General features: G+C 72.9%; 12 protein-coding genes and 1 riboswitch. Of the genes, 5 read left to right on the top strand and 7 right to left on the bottom strand.

Going from position 1 to position 15,696, the window contains the following annotated elements; all coding sequences use genetic code 11:
- Nucleotides 1–91 precede the first annotated feature (91 nt).
- Complete coding sequence (eno, locus tag ABZ434_RS14470) at nt 92–1,399, bottom strand: phosphopyruvate hydratase (protein WP_359135432.1); 1,308 nt, start codon at nt 1,397–1,399, stop codon at nt 92–94.
- A 162-nt stretch (nt 1,400–1,561) separates the two neighbouring features.
- Between eno and ABZ434_RS14465 the strand changes: the two genes are divergently transcribed.
- Nucleotides 1,562–1,984 carry a MarR family transcriptional regulator gene (locus ABZ434_RS14465; protein WP_359135430.1) on the top strand — a complete coding sequence of 141 codons (423 nt, stop codon included), beginning with the start codon at nt 1,562–1,564 and terminating at the stop codon, nt 1,982–1,984.
- 210 nt (nt 1,985–2,194) lie between these two features.
- Here ABZ434_RS14465 and ABZ434_RS14460 read toward each other — a convergent pair whose 3' ends face one another.
- On the bottom strand, nt 2,195–3,466 hold the full coding sequence (locus ABZ434_RS14460) for a hypothetical protein (protein ID WP_359135428.1): 1,272 nt from the start codon (nt 3,464–3,466) through the stop codon (nt 2,195–2,197).
- A 62-nt stretch (nt 3,467–3,528) separates the two neighbouring features.
- The gene (locus ABZ434_RS14455; RefSeq protein ID WP_359135426.1) at nt 3,529–4,038 is read right to left on the bottom strand and encodes a SigE family RNA polymerase sigma factor; all 510 of its coding nucleotides are present in this window, start codon (nt 4,036–4,038) and stop codon (nt 3,529–3,531) included.
- A 255-nt stretch (nt 4,039–4,293) separates the two neighbouring features.
- Between ABZ434_RS14455 and cbiE the strand changes: the two genes are divergently transcribed.
- Both cbiE and cobM read left to right on the top strand, forming a co-directional pair.
- Nucleotides 4,294–5,595, top strand: coding sequence for a precorrin-6y C5,15-methyltransferase (decarboxylating) subunit CbiE (cbiE, locus tag ABZ434_RS14450; protein ID WP_359135424.1), 1,302 nt, complete (start codon nt 4,294–4,296; stop codon nt 5,593–5,595).
- Nucleotides 5,592–6,341, top strand: a complete 750-nt coding sequence (gene cobM / locus ABZ434_RS14445) for a precorrin-4 C(11)-methyltransferase (RefSeq protein WP_359135422.1) — start codon at nt 5,592–5,594, stop codon at nt 6,339–6,341. Before cbiE ends, cobM begins: the two co-directional genes overlap by 4 nt.
- A 6-nt stretch (nt 6,342–6,347) precedes the next feature.
- On the opposite strand, the gene ABZ434_RS14440 is transcribed toward cobM, so the two are convergent.
- Nucleotides 6,348–7,484, bottom strand: coding sequence for a cobalt-precorrin-5B (C(1))-methyltransferase (locus ABZ434_RS14440; protein ID WP_359135420.1), 1,137 nt, complete (start codon nt 7,482–7,484; stop codon nt 6,348–6,350).
- Nucleotides 7,485–7,495: 11 nt separating this feature from the next.
- Here ABZ434_RS14440 and ABZ434_RS14435 point away from each other — a divergent pair, with 11 nt between their 5' ends.
- On the top strand, nt 7,496–8,272 hold the full coding sequence (locus ABZ434_RS14435) for a cobalt-precorrin-6A reductase (protein WP_359135418.1): 777 nt from the start codon (nt 7,496–7,498) through the stop codon (nt 8,270–8,272).
- Here ABZ434_RS14435 and ABZ434_RS14430 read toward each other — a convergent pair.
- The 3 genes from ABZ434_RS14430 to cobG all read right to left on the bottom strand — a co-directional run bounded on the left by ABZ434_RS14430 (nt 8,257) and on the right by cobG (nt 11,773).
- Nucleotides 8,257–9,762 (bottom strand): precorrin-2 C(20)-methyltransferase, encoded by a 1,506-nt coding sequence (locus tag ABZ434_RS14430; protein ID WP_359135416.1) that lies wholly within the window; start codon nt 9,760–9,762, stop codon nt 8,257–8,259. The two genes, ABZ434_RS14435 and ABZ434_RS14430, sit on opposite strands and share 16 nt — an antisense overlap.
- 2 nt (nt 9,763–9,764) lie before the next feature.
- On the bottom strand, nt 9,765–10,391 hold the full coding sequence (locus tag ABZ434_RS14425; protein ID WP_359135414.1) for a precorrin-8X methylmutase: 627 nt from the start codon (nt 10,389–10,391) through the stop codon (nt 9,765–9,767).
- A gap of 62 nt (nt 10,392–10,453) precedes the next feature.
- Complete coding sequence (gene cobG / locus ABZ434_RS14420; RefSeq protein WP_359135412.1) at nt 10,454–11,773, bottom strand: precorrin-3B synthase; 1,320 nt, start codon at nt 11,771–11,773, stop codon at nt 10,454–10,456.
- A gap of 46 nt (nt 11,774–11,819) precedes the next feature.
- A riboswitch (cobalamin riboswitch) is annotated at nt 11,820–11,972 on the top strand.
- A gap of 70 nt (nt 11,973–12,042) precedes the next feature.
- Here cobG and cobN point away from each other — a divergent pair.
- The gene (gene cobN, locus ABZ434_RS14415; RefSeq protein WP_359135410.1) at nt 12,043–15,642 is read left to right on the top strand and encodes a cobaltochelatase subunit CobN; all 3,600 of its coding nucleotides are present in this window, start codon (nt 12,043–12,045) and stop codon (nt 15,640–15,642) included.
- Nucleotides 15,643–15,696 lie beyond the last annotated feature (54 nt).

Genomic DNA, 15,696 nt, shown 5'->3' with positions numbered 1-15,696 from the left:
GCCGTCGTCCCCGGTCCGGAGCTGAGCTTTCCGAAGGTGGTGCCTCAGGTGTGGGTCTGCCGAGCAGCCGGTGCCCTCGGCGGCCGTCCGGTCACGCCCGGCGAAGGGCGGCGCGGCCCGCGTAGCGTGCCGAGTCCCCCAACTCCTCCTCGATGCGGATCAGCTGGTTGTACTTTGCCGTGCGGTCGGAGCGGGAGAGCGAGCCGGTCTTGATCTGACCGCAGCCGGTCGCCACCGCCAGGTCCGCGATGGTGGTGTCCTCCGTCTCGCCCGAGCGGTGCGACATGACGGCCGTCCAGCCCGCTTCGTGAGCCGTGCCCACGGCGGTCAGGGCCTCGGTCAGCGTCCCGATCTGGTTGACCTTGACCAGGACCGAGTTGCCGACGCCGGTGCGGATGCCCTCGCGCAGCAGCGTCTCGTTGGTGCAGAAGACGTCGTCGCCGACGAGCTGGCAGCGGTCGCCGACGCGGGCGGTCAGCTCGCGCCAGCCGTCCAGGTCGTTCTCCGCCATCGGGTCCTCGATGGAGACGAGCGGGTACGCGTCGATGAGCGTGGCCAGGTAGTCGACGTTCTCGGACGGGGTCCTGCGCACCCCCTCGCCCGTGTAGTCGTACACCCCGTCGCGGAAGAACTCCGACGACGCCGGGTCCATGAGCAGGCCGATGTCCGTGCCGGGGCGGTATCCGGTGCGCTCGATGGCGGCCATCACGAAGTCGAGTGCTTCCTCGGCGGTACGCAGCGCGGGCGCGAAGCCGCCCTCGTCGCCGACGCCCGTGGAATGCCCGGCCGCCAGCAGATCGCGGCGCAGGGTGTGGAAGACCTCGCTGCCCATGCGTACGGCTTCGGCGAAGGTTTCCGCGCCCACGGGAGCGATCATGAACTCCTGGAAGTCCAGCGGATTGTCGGCGTGGGCGCCGCCGTTGACGATGTTCATCATCGGCAGCGGCAGGAGGTGGGCGTCGCCGCCGCCGAGGTAGCGGTAGAGGGGCAGGCCGTGGGCAGCCGCGGCGGCCTTCGCGGCGGCGAGGGAGACACCGAGGATCGCGTTGGCCCCGAGGCGGGACTTCGTGGCGGTGCCGTCGAGGGCGACCAGCGCGGCGTCGAGGCCCGCCTGGTCCGCCGCGTCCCGGCCGCGCACGGCGGCCGCGATCTCCCCGTTGACGTGGGCCACCGCGCGGTCGACGCCCTTGCCGTGCCAGCGCGTGGGGTCCGAGTCGCGCAGTTCCACGGCCTCCCGGGCGCCGGTGGAGGCGCCGGAGGGGACGGCCGCGCGGCCCAGGGAGCCGTCCGACAGTACGACGTCGACCTCGACCGTGGGGTTGCCCCGGCTGTCGATGATGCGGCGGGCGGTGACGGCCCGGATGGCGGCGTCGGCGGGTCCGGCTGTTTGTGCGGACATGGGAGTTCCTTGCCGTTGTCGTGTGCCGTGGCCCCGGCTGCGACGACGCTGGCGCTGGGCCCGACTCCCTGAACACTACAGCAATGCTGCTCAGTTTGGCTGTACAGCATTGCTGAACAGGTCAGTCGCGCAGCTTTGCTGACCAACGGGGTAAAGTGCCCTATGCCCACCCCGGAAGCCGCCGCCGTCGCCGCCGAACTGCGCACCGCGATGGGCAAGCTCACCCGCCGCGTCACGCACGAGGACCGCATCCCGCTGGGGCAGGTGGCCGTGCTCGGCGTACTGGACCGCGACGGCGCCATGACCACCAGTGACCTCGCCACCGACCAGCGCGTGCGCCCCCAGTCGATGGCCCGGGCGGTGGGGCTGCTCATGGAACAGACCCTGATCACGCGCCGCGCGCACCCCACGGACGGCCGTAAGTCGCTGGTCGAGCTGACGGACGCGGGGCGGGCCGCGCTCGAAGCGGAACGAGGCCGCAGGGTCGGCTGGCTCGCGCAGGCCATCGAGGCCGAACTCACCGATGAGGAACGGGCGCTGCTGGCCCGGAGTGCCGCTCTGCTGGAGCGGCTCGCCGCACGCTAGAGGCGCGGGAATGCCGCCGCCGCCGGCATCCGGACGGTCGAACGCTACGAGGCACGGAGCGCATGCTGACGGCGTGACCGCCTGACCGCGCCACCGTACGGCGCCGCAACGCGGGCGGCCCACCGGCCGTCGAGGCCGGTGGGCCGCCCGCTGCGTTGTGTCCGGATCATGCCGGCCTCCGAGAGCCCGGCATGATCCGAACGGGAGGCGCTAGCTCCGCCAGACCTTGCTCGTGGCGATCTTCTTCAGCTCGGCAAGGGTCAGGGCGGGGTTCTCCCGCGTGGCGGCCTCGTTCTGGTTCGCCGCGTTGAACGCGGAGATCACCACGCGGAAGCCGTCGGGGCGGAGCGTGTCGACCTGCCTCATCGTCACGCCCGCACCGCCCTTCTCGCCGGGCCCCTGACGTGTGGTGACCCTCGTGCCGTCCGCCAGGACCTCGGCGTCGGATCCGACGAGGTCACCCGCGACGCCGGACATGTCGGGCTGGACGTTGATCTGCACGAAGCTCTTGCCCCGGCCGTCGTCCACCACGACGTACGCGTACTCCGTCTCCTGCTTCCCGGAGGCCTTCACCGTGAGGCGTCCGGGAAGCTGCCCGGTCAGCTTGTCCAGGATCACCTCACCGCTCATGCCCTGCGGGGCCGGCTGCTCCGGAGCGGGCCGGTCGGGCTCGGGGAGGGATGCGGCGATCGGGCGCCACTCCTCGGCCCGGACCAGTGCCTTCATCCGGTCCAGCGACAGCGGAGGGACGGAACGGCTGACCGGAGCGCCCTTCTCCGCGGGCGCGTTCCACTCGGACACCGAGATCCGGTAGCCCTCGGGCGTCAGCAGGTCCGCGTACCACCACCTGGTCTCCTCGCGGCGGTCCGGGTACTCCCAGCCCTTGAACAGCACGAGGTGCGAGCCGTCCTTCAGCATCGTCGCGGAGCAGGCCTCGAACGCGGTCACGTTCTTGTCCGGGCAGGGGGAATCGTTCTCGTTCACCTCCTCGTCGGGGTTCTGCCGGCTCAGGGCCACCGACACAGCGGCCTTCCCGTGGCCGTCGTCGTACACGACGGAAGCAGCCGGCGGGCGCGGGCCCTCCTGGCCGCCCGTGCCGGGCTGCTCGCTCACGTGCCCTTCCGGCAGCAGAGCCGCGAGGGTCCTGAACACCTGCTGCTCGGGGGGGAGTTCCGCGGGCGTCTCCTTGAGCTTGCCGGCGTTGCTCGTCGACTGCGCGCCCGCCGCGCCCTTGCCGCCGTCCTGCGAGGCGCCGCTGCCGCCGGTGAGGAGCGACCCACCGAGTCCGATCACGGCCAGTGCCGCCACGCTCCCGGTCACCGCGGCGCTGCGGCGCAGCACCGTCCGGCGTCGGCCGCGAGCGACCCCGCCGTCCACGAGCGGGCGTCCCGCCACGGGGAATTCCTCCCCGGCCCGCTTCATTGCCGCGCCGAGCTCGTCCTCGAAGGAGTCCCGGTCCTTCGGAGCATCGTTTTCTTGCATGCCGATCACCACCGTCCCCACACCTGTGGAAAGAGGAACAGGAAAGAAGTAGAAGAGGGAGCTCAGCGCACGGCCAGCTCGCCGATGCTGCCGCCGAGTCGCTCACGCAGCCGGGCGAGCGCACGAGTGCTGCGGGTGCGTACGGCCGCCGAGCTGACGTGCAGCGCGTCCGCGGTCTCCGTCACCGACCGGTCCTCCCAGTAACGCAGCACGATCACCGCCCGGTCCTTGGGCGGCAGGTCGCGCAGCGCGTCGAGGAGTGTCATCCGCAAGGGTGCGTCGTCCGTCGACTCCCCTGCACGGTCCGGCAGTTCACCGCTCGGCCGTTCCCCCGTCGACTTGCGCCGCCGGTGGCCGAGGTAGCACCGCACCAGCACCGTCTGCGCGTACGCCGCCGGATTGCCGACGCGCCCCACGCGCCCCCAGATGATGTACATCTTGCCGAGCGTTTCCTGTACGAGATCCTCGGCAAGATGCGTGTCCCCACCGGTCAGCAGGCACGCCGAACGGAACAGATGGCCCATGCGTGCCTCCGCGAACTCACGGAACGCACTCTCCCTGGACTGCCTCAACCGCCACTCCCTTTCGCTTACACCCTCTTCGATGCGGTGACCGCCGGGAAATGTTTCACCCCGTGCGGGCGAGACGTTCCGGTGCCGCTCCCCGCAGTGCCGCCGCGGGAGAGAGACGCGGAGCCCTCGTCCGCCGCTGTGCGGCGGTGCCGGCTGTCCAGCTCTCCTGTCCGGGGCGCCCACCTGACGGGTGTCCGGCCGAGCCCGGCCAGTAGAGTTCGGGTGCGTCAGCCCCCAAGACCCGAGGTACTGTCCGTGACCCCCGAACACGCCACGCACCCCGTTCCACCTGCAGTGACCGTGGTGGGAATCGGAGCCGACGGATGGGCGGGGCTGCCCGACGCGGCCCGTTCGGAACTCATCGGTGCGCAGGTCCTGATCGGCGGCGGACGGCAGCTGGATCTGCTCCCCCCGCAGTGCGCGGGGCGCCGCGTGCCGTGGCCCACGCCGCTGCGGCCCGCGGTCCCCGGTCTGCTCGCAGCGCACGCGGGAAGCCGCGTTGCCGTCCTGGCCAGCGGCGACCCGATGTTCTACGGCATCGGCCGGGCCCTCACCGAGGTGCTGAGCCCCGGAGGGCTGCGCGTCCTGCCGCATCCGTCGTCCGTCTCCTACGCCTGCGCCCGCGTCGGCTGGCCGCTGGAGGACACCGAGGTCGTCACCCTGGTCGGCCGCCCGGCGGCGCGGCTGGCGGCGGCCCTGCACGAAGGCCGCCGGCTGCTGGTCCTGAGCGCGGACGCCACCACACCCGCAGCGGTCGCCGCGCTGCTGCGGGACCGCGGCTTCGGGCCGAGCCGGATGCGGGTGCTGGAGCAGCTCGGCGGAGAGGGCGAAGCGTGTGCGGAGGGGACGGCCGACACCTGGGAGCAACCGCCGGGAGACCCCCTCAACGTCATCGCGATCGACTGTCTGGGCGCCCCCGGCACCCTGCGTCTCGGCGCCGTCCCCGGCCTGCCCGATCAGGCGTACGCACACGACGGCCAGCTCACGAAGCGCCACGTCCGGGCCGCCACCCTCGGCGTGCTCGCTCCCGCCCCCGGCGAGCTCCTGTGGGACGTGGGCGGCGGTTCGGGGTCGGTGGCGATCGAGTGGATGCGTACGCACCCCTCCTGCCGGGCGGTCACCGTGGAACGCGATCCCGTACGGGCGCAGCGGATCACCGACAACGCCGAACGGCTCGGTGTGCCCGCTCTGCGTGTGGTCAACGGACCGGCCCCCGACTGCCTGACCGGACTGCCCGCGCCCGACGCCGTGTTCATCGGCGGCGGCCTCACGGTGCCCGGCCTGCTGGACGCCTGCTGGGAAGCGCTGCCGGCCGGCGGCAGGCTGGTCGCCAACACGGTCACCCTGGAGTCCGAGGCGCTGCTCGCCGAGCGCTGCCGACGCCACGGCGGTGACCTGGTCCGCCTCGCAGTCGCACACGCCGTGCCGGTCGGTGGATTCACCGGCTGGCGCCAGGCGATGCCCGTCACCCAGTGGTCCGTACGCAAACCCTCGGCCGCCCCCGCCGGGGAGAGCCCGGTCGAAGCCCCCGCAGAACCCTCAGGAGACAACAGATGACCGTGTACTTCATCGGCGCAGGTCCGGGTGCGGCCGACCTGATCACGGTGCGCGGTGCGCGCACGCTCGCCGCCTGCGGAGTGTGCCTGTACGCGGGCAGTCTGGTGCCCCGCGAGCTCCTCGCCGAATGCCCCGCGGATGCGCGTCTGGTGGACACCGCGCAGCTCGACATCGACCAGATCACCGCCGAGCTGACGGACGCGCACCGTGCGGGTCACGACGTGGCGCGACTGCACTCGGGCGATCCCTCGGTGTTCAGCGCGGTCAACGAACAGATGCGGCGCCTCGACGAGGCGGGCGTGCCCTACGAAGTGATCCCGGGAGTGCCCGCCTTCGCCGCAGCGGCGGCGGCGCTCAAGCGCGAGCTGACCGTGCCCACGGTCGGCCAGACCGTCATCCTCACCCGGGTGGCCAACCGCGCGACGGCGATGCCCGAGGGCGAGGACCTGGCGACGCTGGGGCGCAGCGGGGCGCTGATCGTCCTGCATCTCGCCGCCCAGTACGTCGACCGTGTCGTCGAGGAGTTGCTGCCCCACTACGGCGCCGACTGCCCGGCGGCCGTCGTGGCGCTGGCCTCCCGCCCCGACGAGGTCATCCTGCGCGGCTCCCTCGACGGCATCGCGGAGCAGGTGAAGGCGGCGGGTGTGATCCGTACCGCCGTCATCATGGTGGGCCGCACGCTGGGCGCCGAGCAGTTCCGTGACAGCCACCTGTACTCGCCCGGACGCGAGCGGCACGCCTGCTGACCGACGTCACACCGGCCGGGCGGTGCCTCCGCGCACGCTGCTGCGCCCGACGACGGTGCCCGCCCGGTCGATGCAGACGACGTCGACGGCGACCGGTGCGCCCCGCAGGACCCTCAGCGCCTCGTCCCGTGCGGCGACAGCCACCAGGTCACCCAGCGGGACACCGCGGGCCTGGCACAACTGGAGGGCACCAAGGCCCGTGTTGGCGGCCGCCACCTCGGTGGCCAGGGCGTCGTCCGCGCCGCCACGCCGGGCCAGTTCGGCAAGGAAGGCCTTGTCGACCTGGGAGCGGCCGGAGTGGAGGTCGAGATGTCCGGCGGCGAGCTTCGACAGTTTGGCGAAGCCCCCGCAGATGGTGAGGCGCTCCACGGGATGACGGCGTACGTACTTGAGTACCGCGCCCGCGAAGTCGCCCATGTCCAGCAGGGCGATCTCGGGCAGTCCGTACTCGGCCACCACGGTCTTCTCCGAGGTCGAACCCGTGCAGCCCGCCACATGGGTGTGTCCGGCCGCACGGGCCACGTCCACGCCCCGGCGGATCGAGTCGATCCACGCGGAGCAGGAGTAGGGCACCACGATGCCGGTCGTGCCCAGGATCGACAGGCCGCCCAGGATGCCCAGACGAGGATTCCACGTGGAGCGTGCGATCTCCTCGCCGTGGTCCACGGAAAGAGTGACTTCCACGTCACCCGTGCCGCGGTGAGCCGCCGCGACCCGGGCGATGTGTTCGCGGATCATCCCGCGCGGCACGGGGTTGACCGCCGGCTCGCCGACGTCGAGCGGCAGCCCGGGCAGGGTCACGGTGCCCACGCCGGGTCCCGCTCTGAACACCACGCCCGAGCCCGGCGGCAGCGCCCGCACGGTGGCGCGTACGAGAGCTCCGTGCGTGACGTCGGGATCGTCGCCCGCGTCCTTCACCACTCCGGCCATCGCCAGCCCTTCGGCCAGCTCCTCCACCGCCAGGGCGAAGGCCGGGGTCTGGCCCCGGGGAAGGGTGATGGTGACCGGGTCTGGGAAGTCGCCGCTCAGCAGCGCCGTGTACGCGGCGGTGGCTGCCGCGGTGGCGCAGGCACCGGTGGTCCAGCCGGGTCGCAGACCGGTGTGTTTGAGTTGGGCGCCGCGCCCGCCCTCCGCCTCACTCATGGATGGATCCGATGCACGTTCTGATTCTGGGCGGGACGACGGAGGCCCGTCGTCTCGCCGAGCTGCTCCTGGCGGAACTTCCCGCCGGGACCAGGGTGACCAGCTCGCTCGCCGGCCGGGTAGCCAGTCCGAGACTGCCCCCGGGAGAGGTCCGTGTCGGAGGCTTCGGCGGAGCCGACGGGCTCACGGCATGGCTGCGTACGCACCAGGTGGACGCGCTCATCGACGCCACCCATCCTTTCGCCGGGACGATCAGTTTCCACGCGGCCGCTGCGGCCGCTGCCGCCCATGTTCCCCTGCTCATGCTGCGCCGGCCCGGCTGGATGCCCGGCGACGGCGACGACTGGCTCTCCGTGGGCTCCCTGGCCGAGGCGGCCGAGGCGCTGCCCGCACTGGGGCGGCGCGTCTTCCTCACGACGGGGCGCATGGGGCTCGCCGCCTTCGCTGACCTGGACGACCTGTGGTTCCTGATGCGGTCGGTGGACGCCCCCGAGCCTCCGCACCCTGCGCGGATGGAGGTCCTCCTCGACCGGGGCCCGTTCACCCTCGACGGGGAACGCGAGCTGATCCGCCGCCATCGCGTCGACGTCCTCGTCACCAAGGACAGCGGCGGTGCCGCCACCGCCCCCAAGCTCGCCGCGGCCCGCGAGGCCCGGATCCCGGTGGTCGTGGTGCGCCGGCCACCGGTCCCCGAAGGCGTCGCGGTGGCCGGCGCACCGGAGCCGGCCGTCGCCTGGCTGCGGGAACACGGTGGCCGGCCCGCCCTCGGCGATCAGCCCTCCGGATAGCGGCGCGGCGTCCACACGATCTGCCGGCCGTCGCCCCGCTGCTCCCAGCGGGTCCGGGAGGACCCCACGATCAGGATCGTGCGCATGTCGACCTCGGCCGGGTCGAGGTCGCCCAGGCGCACGGTGCGCACGCTCTCGGCAGCGCCGCCGACGTCCCGGCCGAGGACGACGGGGGTGTCCGGTGATCGGTGCTCCAGGAGGAGGTCGCGCGCCTTGCCGACCTGCCAGGTCCGGGTGCGCGAGCCGGGGTTGTACAGCGCGAGCACCAGGTCCGCCGAGGCGGCCGCCCGCAGCCGTTCCGCGATCACCTCCCACGGCTTGAGCCGGTCGGAGAGCGAGAGCGTGGCGTAGTCGTGGCCCAGCGGCGCTCCCGCACGGGCGGCTGCCGCGTTGGCGGCCGTCACACCCGGCAGCACCCGTACCGGTACGTCCGCGTACTCCGGCAGGCACGCCACTTCCAGGACGGCCGTCGCCATGGCGAACACCCCCGGGTCGCCGCCGGACACCACGGCCACCCGCCGGCCGCGCCGGGCCAGGTCCAGGGCGAACTCGGCCCGCTCCGACTCGACCTTGTTGTCGGAGCCGTGCCGCACCTGCCCCGGGCGGACCGGCACCCGCTCCAGATAGGTGGTGTAGCCGACCACGTCGTCGGCCGCGGCCAGGGCACCGCGCGTCTCGGGCGTGAGCCACAGCGGGCCGGCCGGGCCCGTGCCGACCACGACGACCTCACCGTTGCCCGGGGTGCGTGCGGGACGCGGCGCGTCGATCCGGCTGGGCAGGACGGCGACCGCGAAGTACGGCACGGATGCGGCGTCGGTGTCGGCGAGGTCGCCCAGGCGCTCCCCGGCCATCGTGGCGCGCTCGACGTAGCGGGCCTCGGGCAGCCGCCCGGACGCCTCGAACGCCCGGCGCACCGCGGGGAAGGTACGGCCCAGTTTCATGACCACGGCCGCGTCGGTGGAGGCCAGACGGGCCGTCAACTCCTCCTCCGGAAGGGTGCCGGGCAGGATCGTCAGCACCTCCTCGCCCTCGGCGAGGGGAGTACCGAGCCGGGCGGCCGCGGCGCTGACGGAGGTGACCCCGGGAATCACTTCGGTGGGGTAGCGGTCGGCCAGCCGCTTGTGCATGTGCATGTACGAGCCGTAGAAGAGGGGATCGCCCTCGGCCAGTACGGCGACCGTGCGGCCGGCGTCGAGGTGGACCGCCAGCCGGGCCGCCGCCTCGGTGTAGAAGTCCTCCATCGCGCCCCGGTAGCCGCCCGGGTGGTCCGTGGTCTCCGTCGTGACGGGGTAGACCAGTGCCTCTTCGATGTGGTCGGCGCGGATGTGCTTCGCCGCGATGGACCGCGCGATGGACCGTCCGTGCCGGGCGCTGTGATAGGCGATCACGTCTGCGCCGGCGATGATCTCCACCGCTCGTAGGGTCATCAGGGCGGGGTCGCCGGGGCCGAGCCCGACTCCGTACAGCCGGCCCGTCGTCTGCTCGCTCACGGTTACTCTTCCTCGCTGGCGATCGCGTTGACGGCGGCGGCCGCGATGGCGCTGCCGCCGCGACGGCCGCGCACGATCAGGTGGTCGAGCCCGGACGGATGGGCGGCCAGGGCGTCCTTGGACTCGGCGGCGCCGACGAAGCCGACCGGAACGCCGATGACGGCGGCGGGGCGCGGCGCGCCCGCCTCGATCATTTCGAGCAGCCGGAACAGCGCGGTGGGTGCGTTGCCGACGGCGACGACCGCCCCGTCCAGCCGGTCGCGCCACAGCTCCAGGGCAGCGGCGCTGCGGGTGGTGCCCAGCTCCGCCGCGAGCCCGGGCACCGCCGGATCGGACAGGGTGCACACGACCTCGTTGTCCGCGGGCAGCCGCTTGCGGGTGACACCGCTGGCGACCATGGCCACATCGCACAGGATGGGGGCGCCTGCCCGCAGCGCCTTGCGGGCGCGGGCCACCACGTCCGGGGTGAAGGCGAGATCGCGTACGAGGTCGACCATGCCGCACGCGTGGATCATCCGGACGGCGACCTGGCTCACGTCCGCGGGGAGGCCGGCCAGATCCGCTTCCGCGCGGATGGTGGCGAAGGACTGGCGATAGATGGCCGGTCCGTCCTTCTCGTACTGGTGCACAGTGCTTTCGCTCTCTTCATCGGGCGTGGAACGGTCAGGTGTCGTGGGGTGGGCAGGGGTTTTCAGCCGATACCGCGGCGGGCCGCCGATACCGCGGCGGCGAGAGCGGGCGGGCTGTCGGTGATGCGCACCGGGGCGTCCTTGCGGCCGTCCCGTACGTGGGCGACCTCGTGGCCGTCCGGGGTGGCGACGACGTCGATCCACTCGCCCTGCGGATGACCGCACCGGCGTTCGCACCCCGACCAGTACACCGGCAGTGCTCCCACCGGCCCCAGGGCGGCCGCCGCCTGGGACCGCACATCGGCCAGGGACTTCGCGCAGCCGGGGCGCCCGATGCACGCCCCCACGCCGGTCCACGGGGAGTGGGGCCCGACGATCAGGCCGGCCTCACCCAGCGAGTCCAGCAGCTCCGTGGCCCGCTCCCGCTCCGCCCCCGGAACGACGATGCCGCGCCACGGGGTCAGCCGCAGTTCGCCGTCACCGCAGTGCCGGGCGATGTCCGTCAGCATCTGCCACGGCTCTGCGCCGATGCGCCCGAGCGGCAGGCCGGCCGACAGCGCGACCACGTCCCGGGGGCCGCTCACCGCGCCGGTGGCCGGAGCCGTGGAACCCTGTGGCGCCACCGGGGCGACGGTGCGCGTGGTACGCACTCCGGCCGCCCGCAACCGCCGTTCGACCTCGTCGACCAGGGGGCCGGCACCCGTCGGCAGATCAGCCACCCGCCAGGCACCGGAAGCGGGCGAGGCGTCCAGGAAGGCCTCGGCCGCGACGAGTGCGGCCTGCGGCGCCCCGGCGCCCGGAATCCGCAGCACGGTCTCCTCCGCGCCGATACGCAGAAGCGCGTTCCCCTCGCTCCGTGCCCGGAGGGTCACGTCAGCGCCGAGCGCGTCCACGTCACCGCGTCCGTCGTCGAGCGCGAACAGGAACCTGCCGGACAGACCGGCCGCCGCGTCACTCGCGCACAACAACGTGTCCAGCGCGGACAGCCACGGGCGGACGTCCCGCTCCCCGCGGCCGTCGAGCCCGGACAGCGGCGAGGCGACGACGTTACGGATCCGCTCGTGCCGTTCGGAGGGCAGCAGCCCCGACTCCCTGAGCCGGTAGGCGAGTTCGCCCCCGTGCTCCTGTCCCAGACCGCGTAGCTGCACATTGCCGCGGGAGGTGAGATGCAGCTCACCGTCGCCCAGCCGGCCGGCCAACTCCCGCAGCACATCCGCCTGGTCCGCGGTCAGTACACCCCCCGGGACGCGGATGCGCGCCAGAGCCCCGTCATCCGCCCGGTGGAGGCGCAACGTCCCGGGGCAGGCGTCGCCACGGGCCCGGGCTGACGCGTCTCCGGGCGGCGCAGGCGTAGTGGCTGGTCGGGGCATGGCGGCGAGCATACCGACCATCTCTTCAGTCCGTATGACCCACAGTTGGCAAGGGACCCTTACTATGCCTAGTGACGGGCCATCCGGCACGTCGTCGCCCCACACGGCGACAAGGGAGGAAGCCCGGTGAGATTCCGGCGCGGTCCCGCCACTGTGAGCTTGGTCCCACCGGCCGGGCGAGTCAGGAACTCCCTTCCCCGCACTCTCGGCGCCGGTCGAGCAGGGGGATCCGTTACGACACCGCCCGGGGCGTGGACACCCCGAGGAAGGCCAGACGCCGCATGATCCTGCTCCTGTCGACGTCCGACACCGACCTGCTCAGCGCCCGCGCCTCCGACGGCCCGGTCGCCTACCGCTACGCAAACCCCTCCCGGCTCCCGCTCCAGGACCTTCCGCAGCTCCTGGACGGTGCCGACCTGGTCGTCGTACGGCTTCTCGGCGGCGTCCGCGCCTGGCAGGACGGTCTCGACCAAGTCCTCGCCACCGGGCGGCCGGTCGTGGTCCTCACCGGTGAGCAGGCTCCCGACGCCCAGCTGATGGCCGCCTCCACCGTCCCCATCGGGATCGCCGCCGAGGCCCACGCCTACCTGGCCCACGGCGGCCCGGCCAACCTGGAGCAGCTCGCCCGGTTCCTGTCCGACACCGTCCTGCTCACCGGTCACGGCTTCGAACCGCCCGCGCCCGCACCCTCCTGGGGCCCGCTGGAGCGCACGCCCCGCGACGCGGAGGGCGGGCCCACCGTCGCGGTGCTCTACTACCGCGCGCACCACATGAGCGGCAACACCGCGTTCATCGAGACCCTGTGCCGGGCCGTGGAGGCCGAGGGGGCCCGCGTCCTGCCGCTGTACGTCGCCTCCCTGCGCACCCCCGAGCCCGAACTCATCGACGCACTGCGGGCCGCCGACTCGATCGTGACGACCGTCCTGGCGGCGGGCGGCACCCGGCCCGCCGAGGCGTCGGCAGGCGGCGACGACGAGTCCTGGGACGCCGGCGCCCTCACCGGCCTCGACGTACCGGTCCTTCAGGCGCTCTGCCTCACCAGCTCCCACACCGACTGGGAGGGCAACGACGAGGGCGTCTCACCCCTGGACGCGGCGAGCCAGATCGCCGTGCCCGAGTTCGACGGCCGCCTGATCACCGTCCCGTTCTCCTTCAAGGAGATCGACGAGGACGGCCTCCCGGCGTATGTCGCCGACACCGAGAGGGCGGCCCGCGTCGCCGGAATCGCCGTACGGCACGCCCGGCTCCGCCACATCCCGAACCAGAACAAGCGCCTCGCGCTCGTCCTGTCCGCCTACCCGACCAAGCACTCCCGGATCGGCAACGCGGTCGGACTCGACACCCCGGCGAGCGCCGTGGCCCTGCTGCGCCGACTCCGGTCCGAGGGGTACGACTTCGGTACGGAGGAGGTGCCCGGCCTGGCCTCCGGCGACGGCGACGAGCTGATCTACGCGCTGATCGAGGCGGGCGGCCACGACCAGGAGTGGCTCACCGAGGAGCAGCTGGCCCGCAATCCGGTCCGTATCCCGGCGGCCGACTACCGGCGCTGGTACGCGACGCTGCCGGCCGCACTCCGCGAGGCCGTCGAGCGGCACTGGGGGCCCGCTCCCGGCGAGATGTTCCTGGACCGCTCGCGCAACCCGGAGGGCGACATCGTCCTCGCGGCCCTGCGCCGCGGCAACCTGCTCATCCTCATCCAGCCGCCGCGCGGCTTCGGCGAGAACCCGATCGCGATCTACCACGACCCCGATCTGCCGCCCTCGCACCACTACCTGGCCGCCTACCGCTGGATCGCCGCCGCCGCGGAGGACGGCGGCTTCGGCGCCGACGCGATGATCCACCTGGGCAAGCACGGCAACCTGGAGTGGCTGCCCGGCAAGAACGCCGGCCTGTCGGCCGCCTGCGGTCCCGACGCGGCGCTCGGAGACCTCCCCCTCGTCTACCCGTTCCTGGTCAACGACCCGGGGGAGGGGACCCAGGCCAAGCGCCGCGTGCACGCCACACTGGTGGACCACCTCGTCCCGCCGATGGCCCGCGCCGACAGCTACGGCGACATCGCCCGGCTGGAACAACTCCTCGACGAGCACGCCCAGATCGCCGCGATGGACCCGGCGAAGCTCCCGGCGGTCCGCGCCCAGATCTGGACCCTGATCCAGGCGGCCAGGCTCGACCACGACCTCGGGCTCGAGGCACGCCCCGAGGACGAGGGCTTCGACGAGTTCATCATGCATCTCGACGGCTGGCTCTGTGAGATCAAGGACGTCCAGATCCGCGACGGCCTGCACGTGCTGGGCGGCGCACCCACCGGCCCCGCCCGGGTCAACCTCGTCCTCGCGATCCTGCGGGCCCGCCAGATCTGGGGCGGTACGACCTCCCTGCCGGGTCTGCGCGAGGCCCTGGGCCTGGACGAGTCGGCGGCCACCCGCACGGCTGCCGACGACATCGAGGAGCAGGCCCGCGCCCTGGTCCAGGCGATGGAGGACGCGGGCTGGGGGACGGACGCCGTCGCCGGGGTGGCCGCCGGGCACCCGAGCGCCGTTGCCGACATCCTCGGCTTCGCCGCGCGCGAGGTGGTGCCGCGACTGGCCGGCACGACGGACGAACTCGACCACTGCGTCCATGCGCTGAACGGTGGCTTCGTTCCCGCCGGCCCCTCGGGTTCCCCTCTTCGCGGACTGGTCAACGTCCTGCCGACGGGCCGGAACTTCTACTCCGTCGACCCCAAGGCCGTCCCGTCCCGGCTCGCGTGGGAGACCGGCCAGGCCCTGGCCGACTCGCTCCTCGAGCGCTACCGCACCGACAACGGCGACTGGCCCACCTCGGTCGGCCTGTCCCTGTGGGGCACGAGCGCGATGCGTACCGCCGGCGACGACGTCGCCGAAGCCTTCGCCCTCCTCGGCGTCCGACCGGTCTGGGACGACGCATCGCGCCGCGTCACCGGTCTGGAAGCGATCCCGGCAGCCGAACTCGGGCGCCCCCGCATCGACGTCACCCTCCGCATCAGCGGCTTCTTCCGCGACGCCTTCCCTCACACCATCGGCCTCCTCGACGACGCGGTCCGGCTGGCCGCCTCGCTGGACGAGCCCGCCGAGCAGAACCACGTACGGGCCCACACCCAGGCCGACCTGGCGGTTCACGGCGACGAACGCCGCGCCACCACCCGCATCTTCGGCTCCCGCCCGGGTACGTACGGAGCGGGTCTCCTCCAGCTCATCGACTCCCGCGACTGGCGCACCGACGCCGATCTCGCCGAGGTCTACACGGTCTGGGGCGGCTACGCCTACGGCCGCGAACTCGACGGCCGCCCGGCCCGCGAGGAGATGGAGACCGCGTACAAGCGCATCGCGGTCGCGGCGAAGAACACCGACACCCGCGAACACGACATCGCCGACTCCGACGACTACTTCCAGTACCACGGCGGCATGGTCGCCACGGTGCGGGCGCTCAAGGGCAGCGCCCCGGAGGCGTACATCGGCGACTCCACCCGCCCCGAGACCGTCCGGACCCGCACCCTGGTCGAGGAGACCTCCCGCGTCTTCCGCGCCCGCGTCGTCAACCCGAAGTGGATCGAGGCGATGCGCCGCCACGGTTACAAGGGCGCCTTCGAGCTCGCGGCCACGGTCGACTACCTCTTCGGCTACGACGCCACGACGGGCGTGGTCGCCGACTGGATGTACGACAAGCTCACCGAGACGTACGTCCTGGACCCGGTCAACCGGGCGTTTCTCCAGCAGGCCAACCCCTGGGCCCTCCACGGCATCGCCGAACGCCTCCTGGAGGCCGAGTCCCGCGGCATGTGGGCCAAGCCCGATCCGGCCGTGCTCGACGCCCTGCGCCAGGCGTACCTGGAGACGGAGGGAAGCCTGGAGGGGGAGGACTGAGTCCGGAGCGTGCCCCGTCGCCGATCTCCTGCGCGTCGAGGGAGCCGAAAGGCT

Origin of the sequence: Streptomyces sp. NPDC005761, from assembly GCF_040630635.1 — a bacterium.
Taxonomy (GTDB): domain Bacteria; phylum Actinomycetota; class Actinomycetes; order Streptomycetales; family Streptomycetaceae; genus Streptomyces.
Note: the sequence above shows the minus strand (reverse complement) of the source record. Positions and strands in the feature narration are given on the sequence as shown.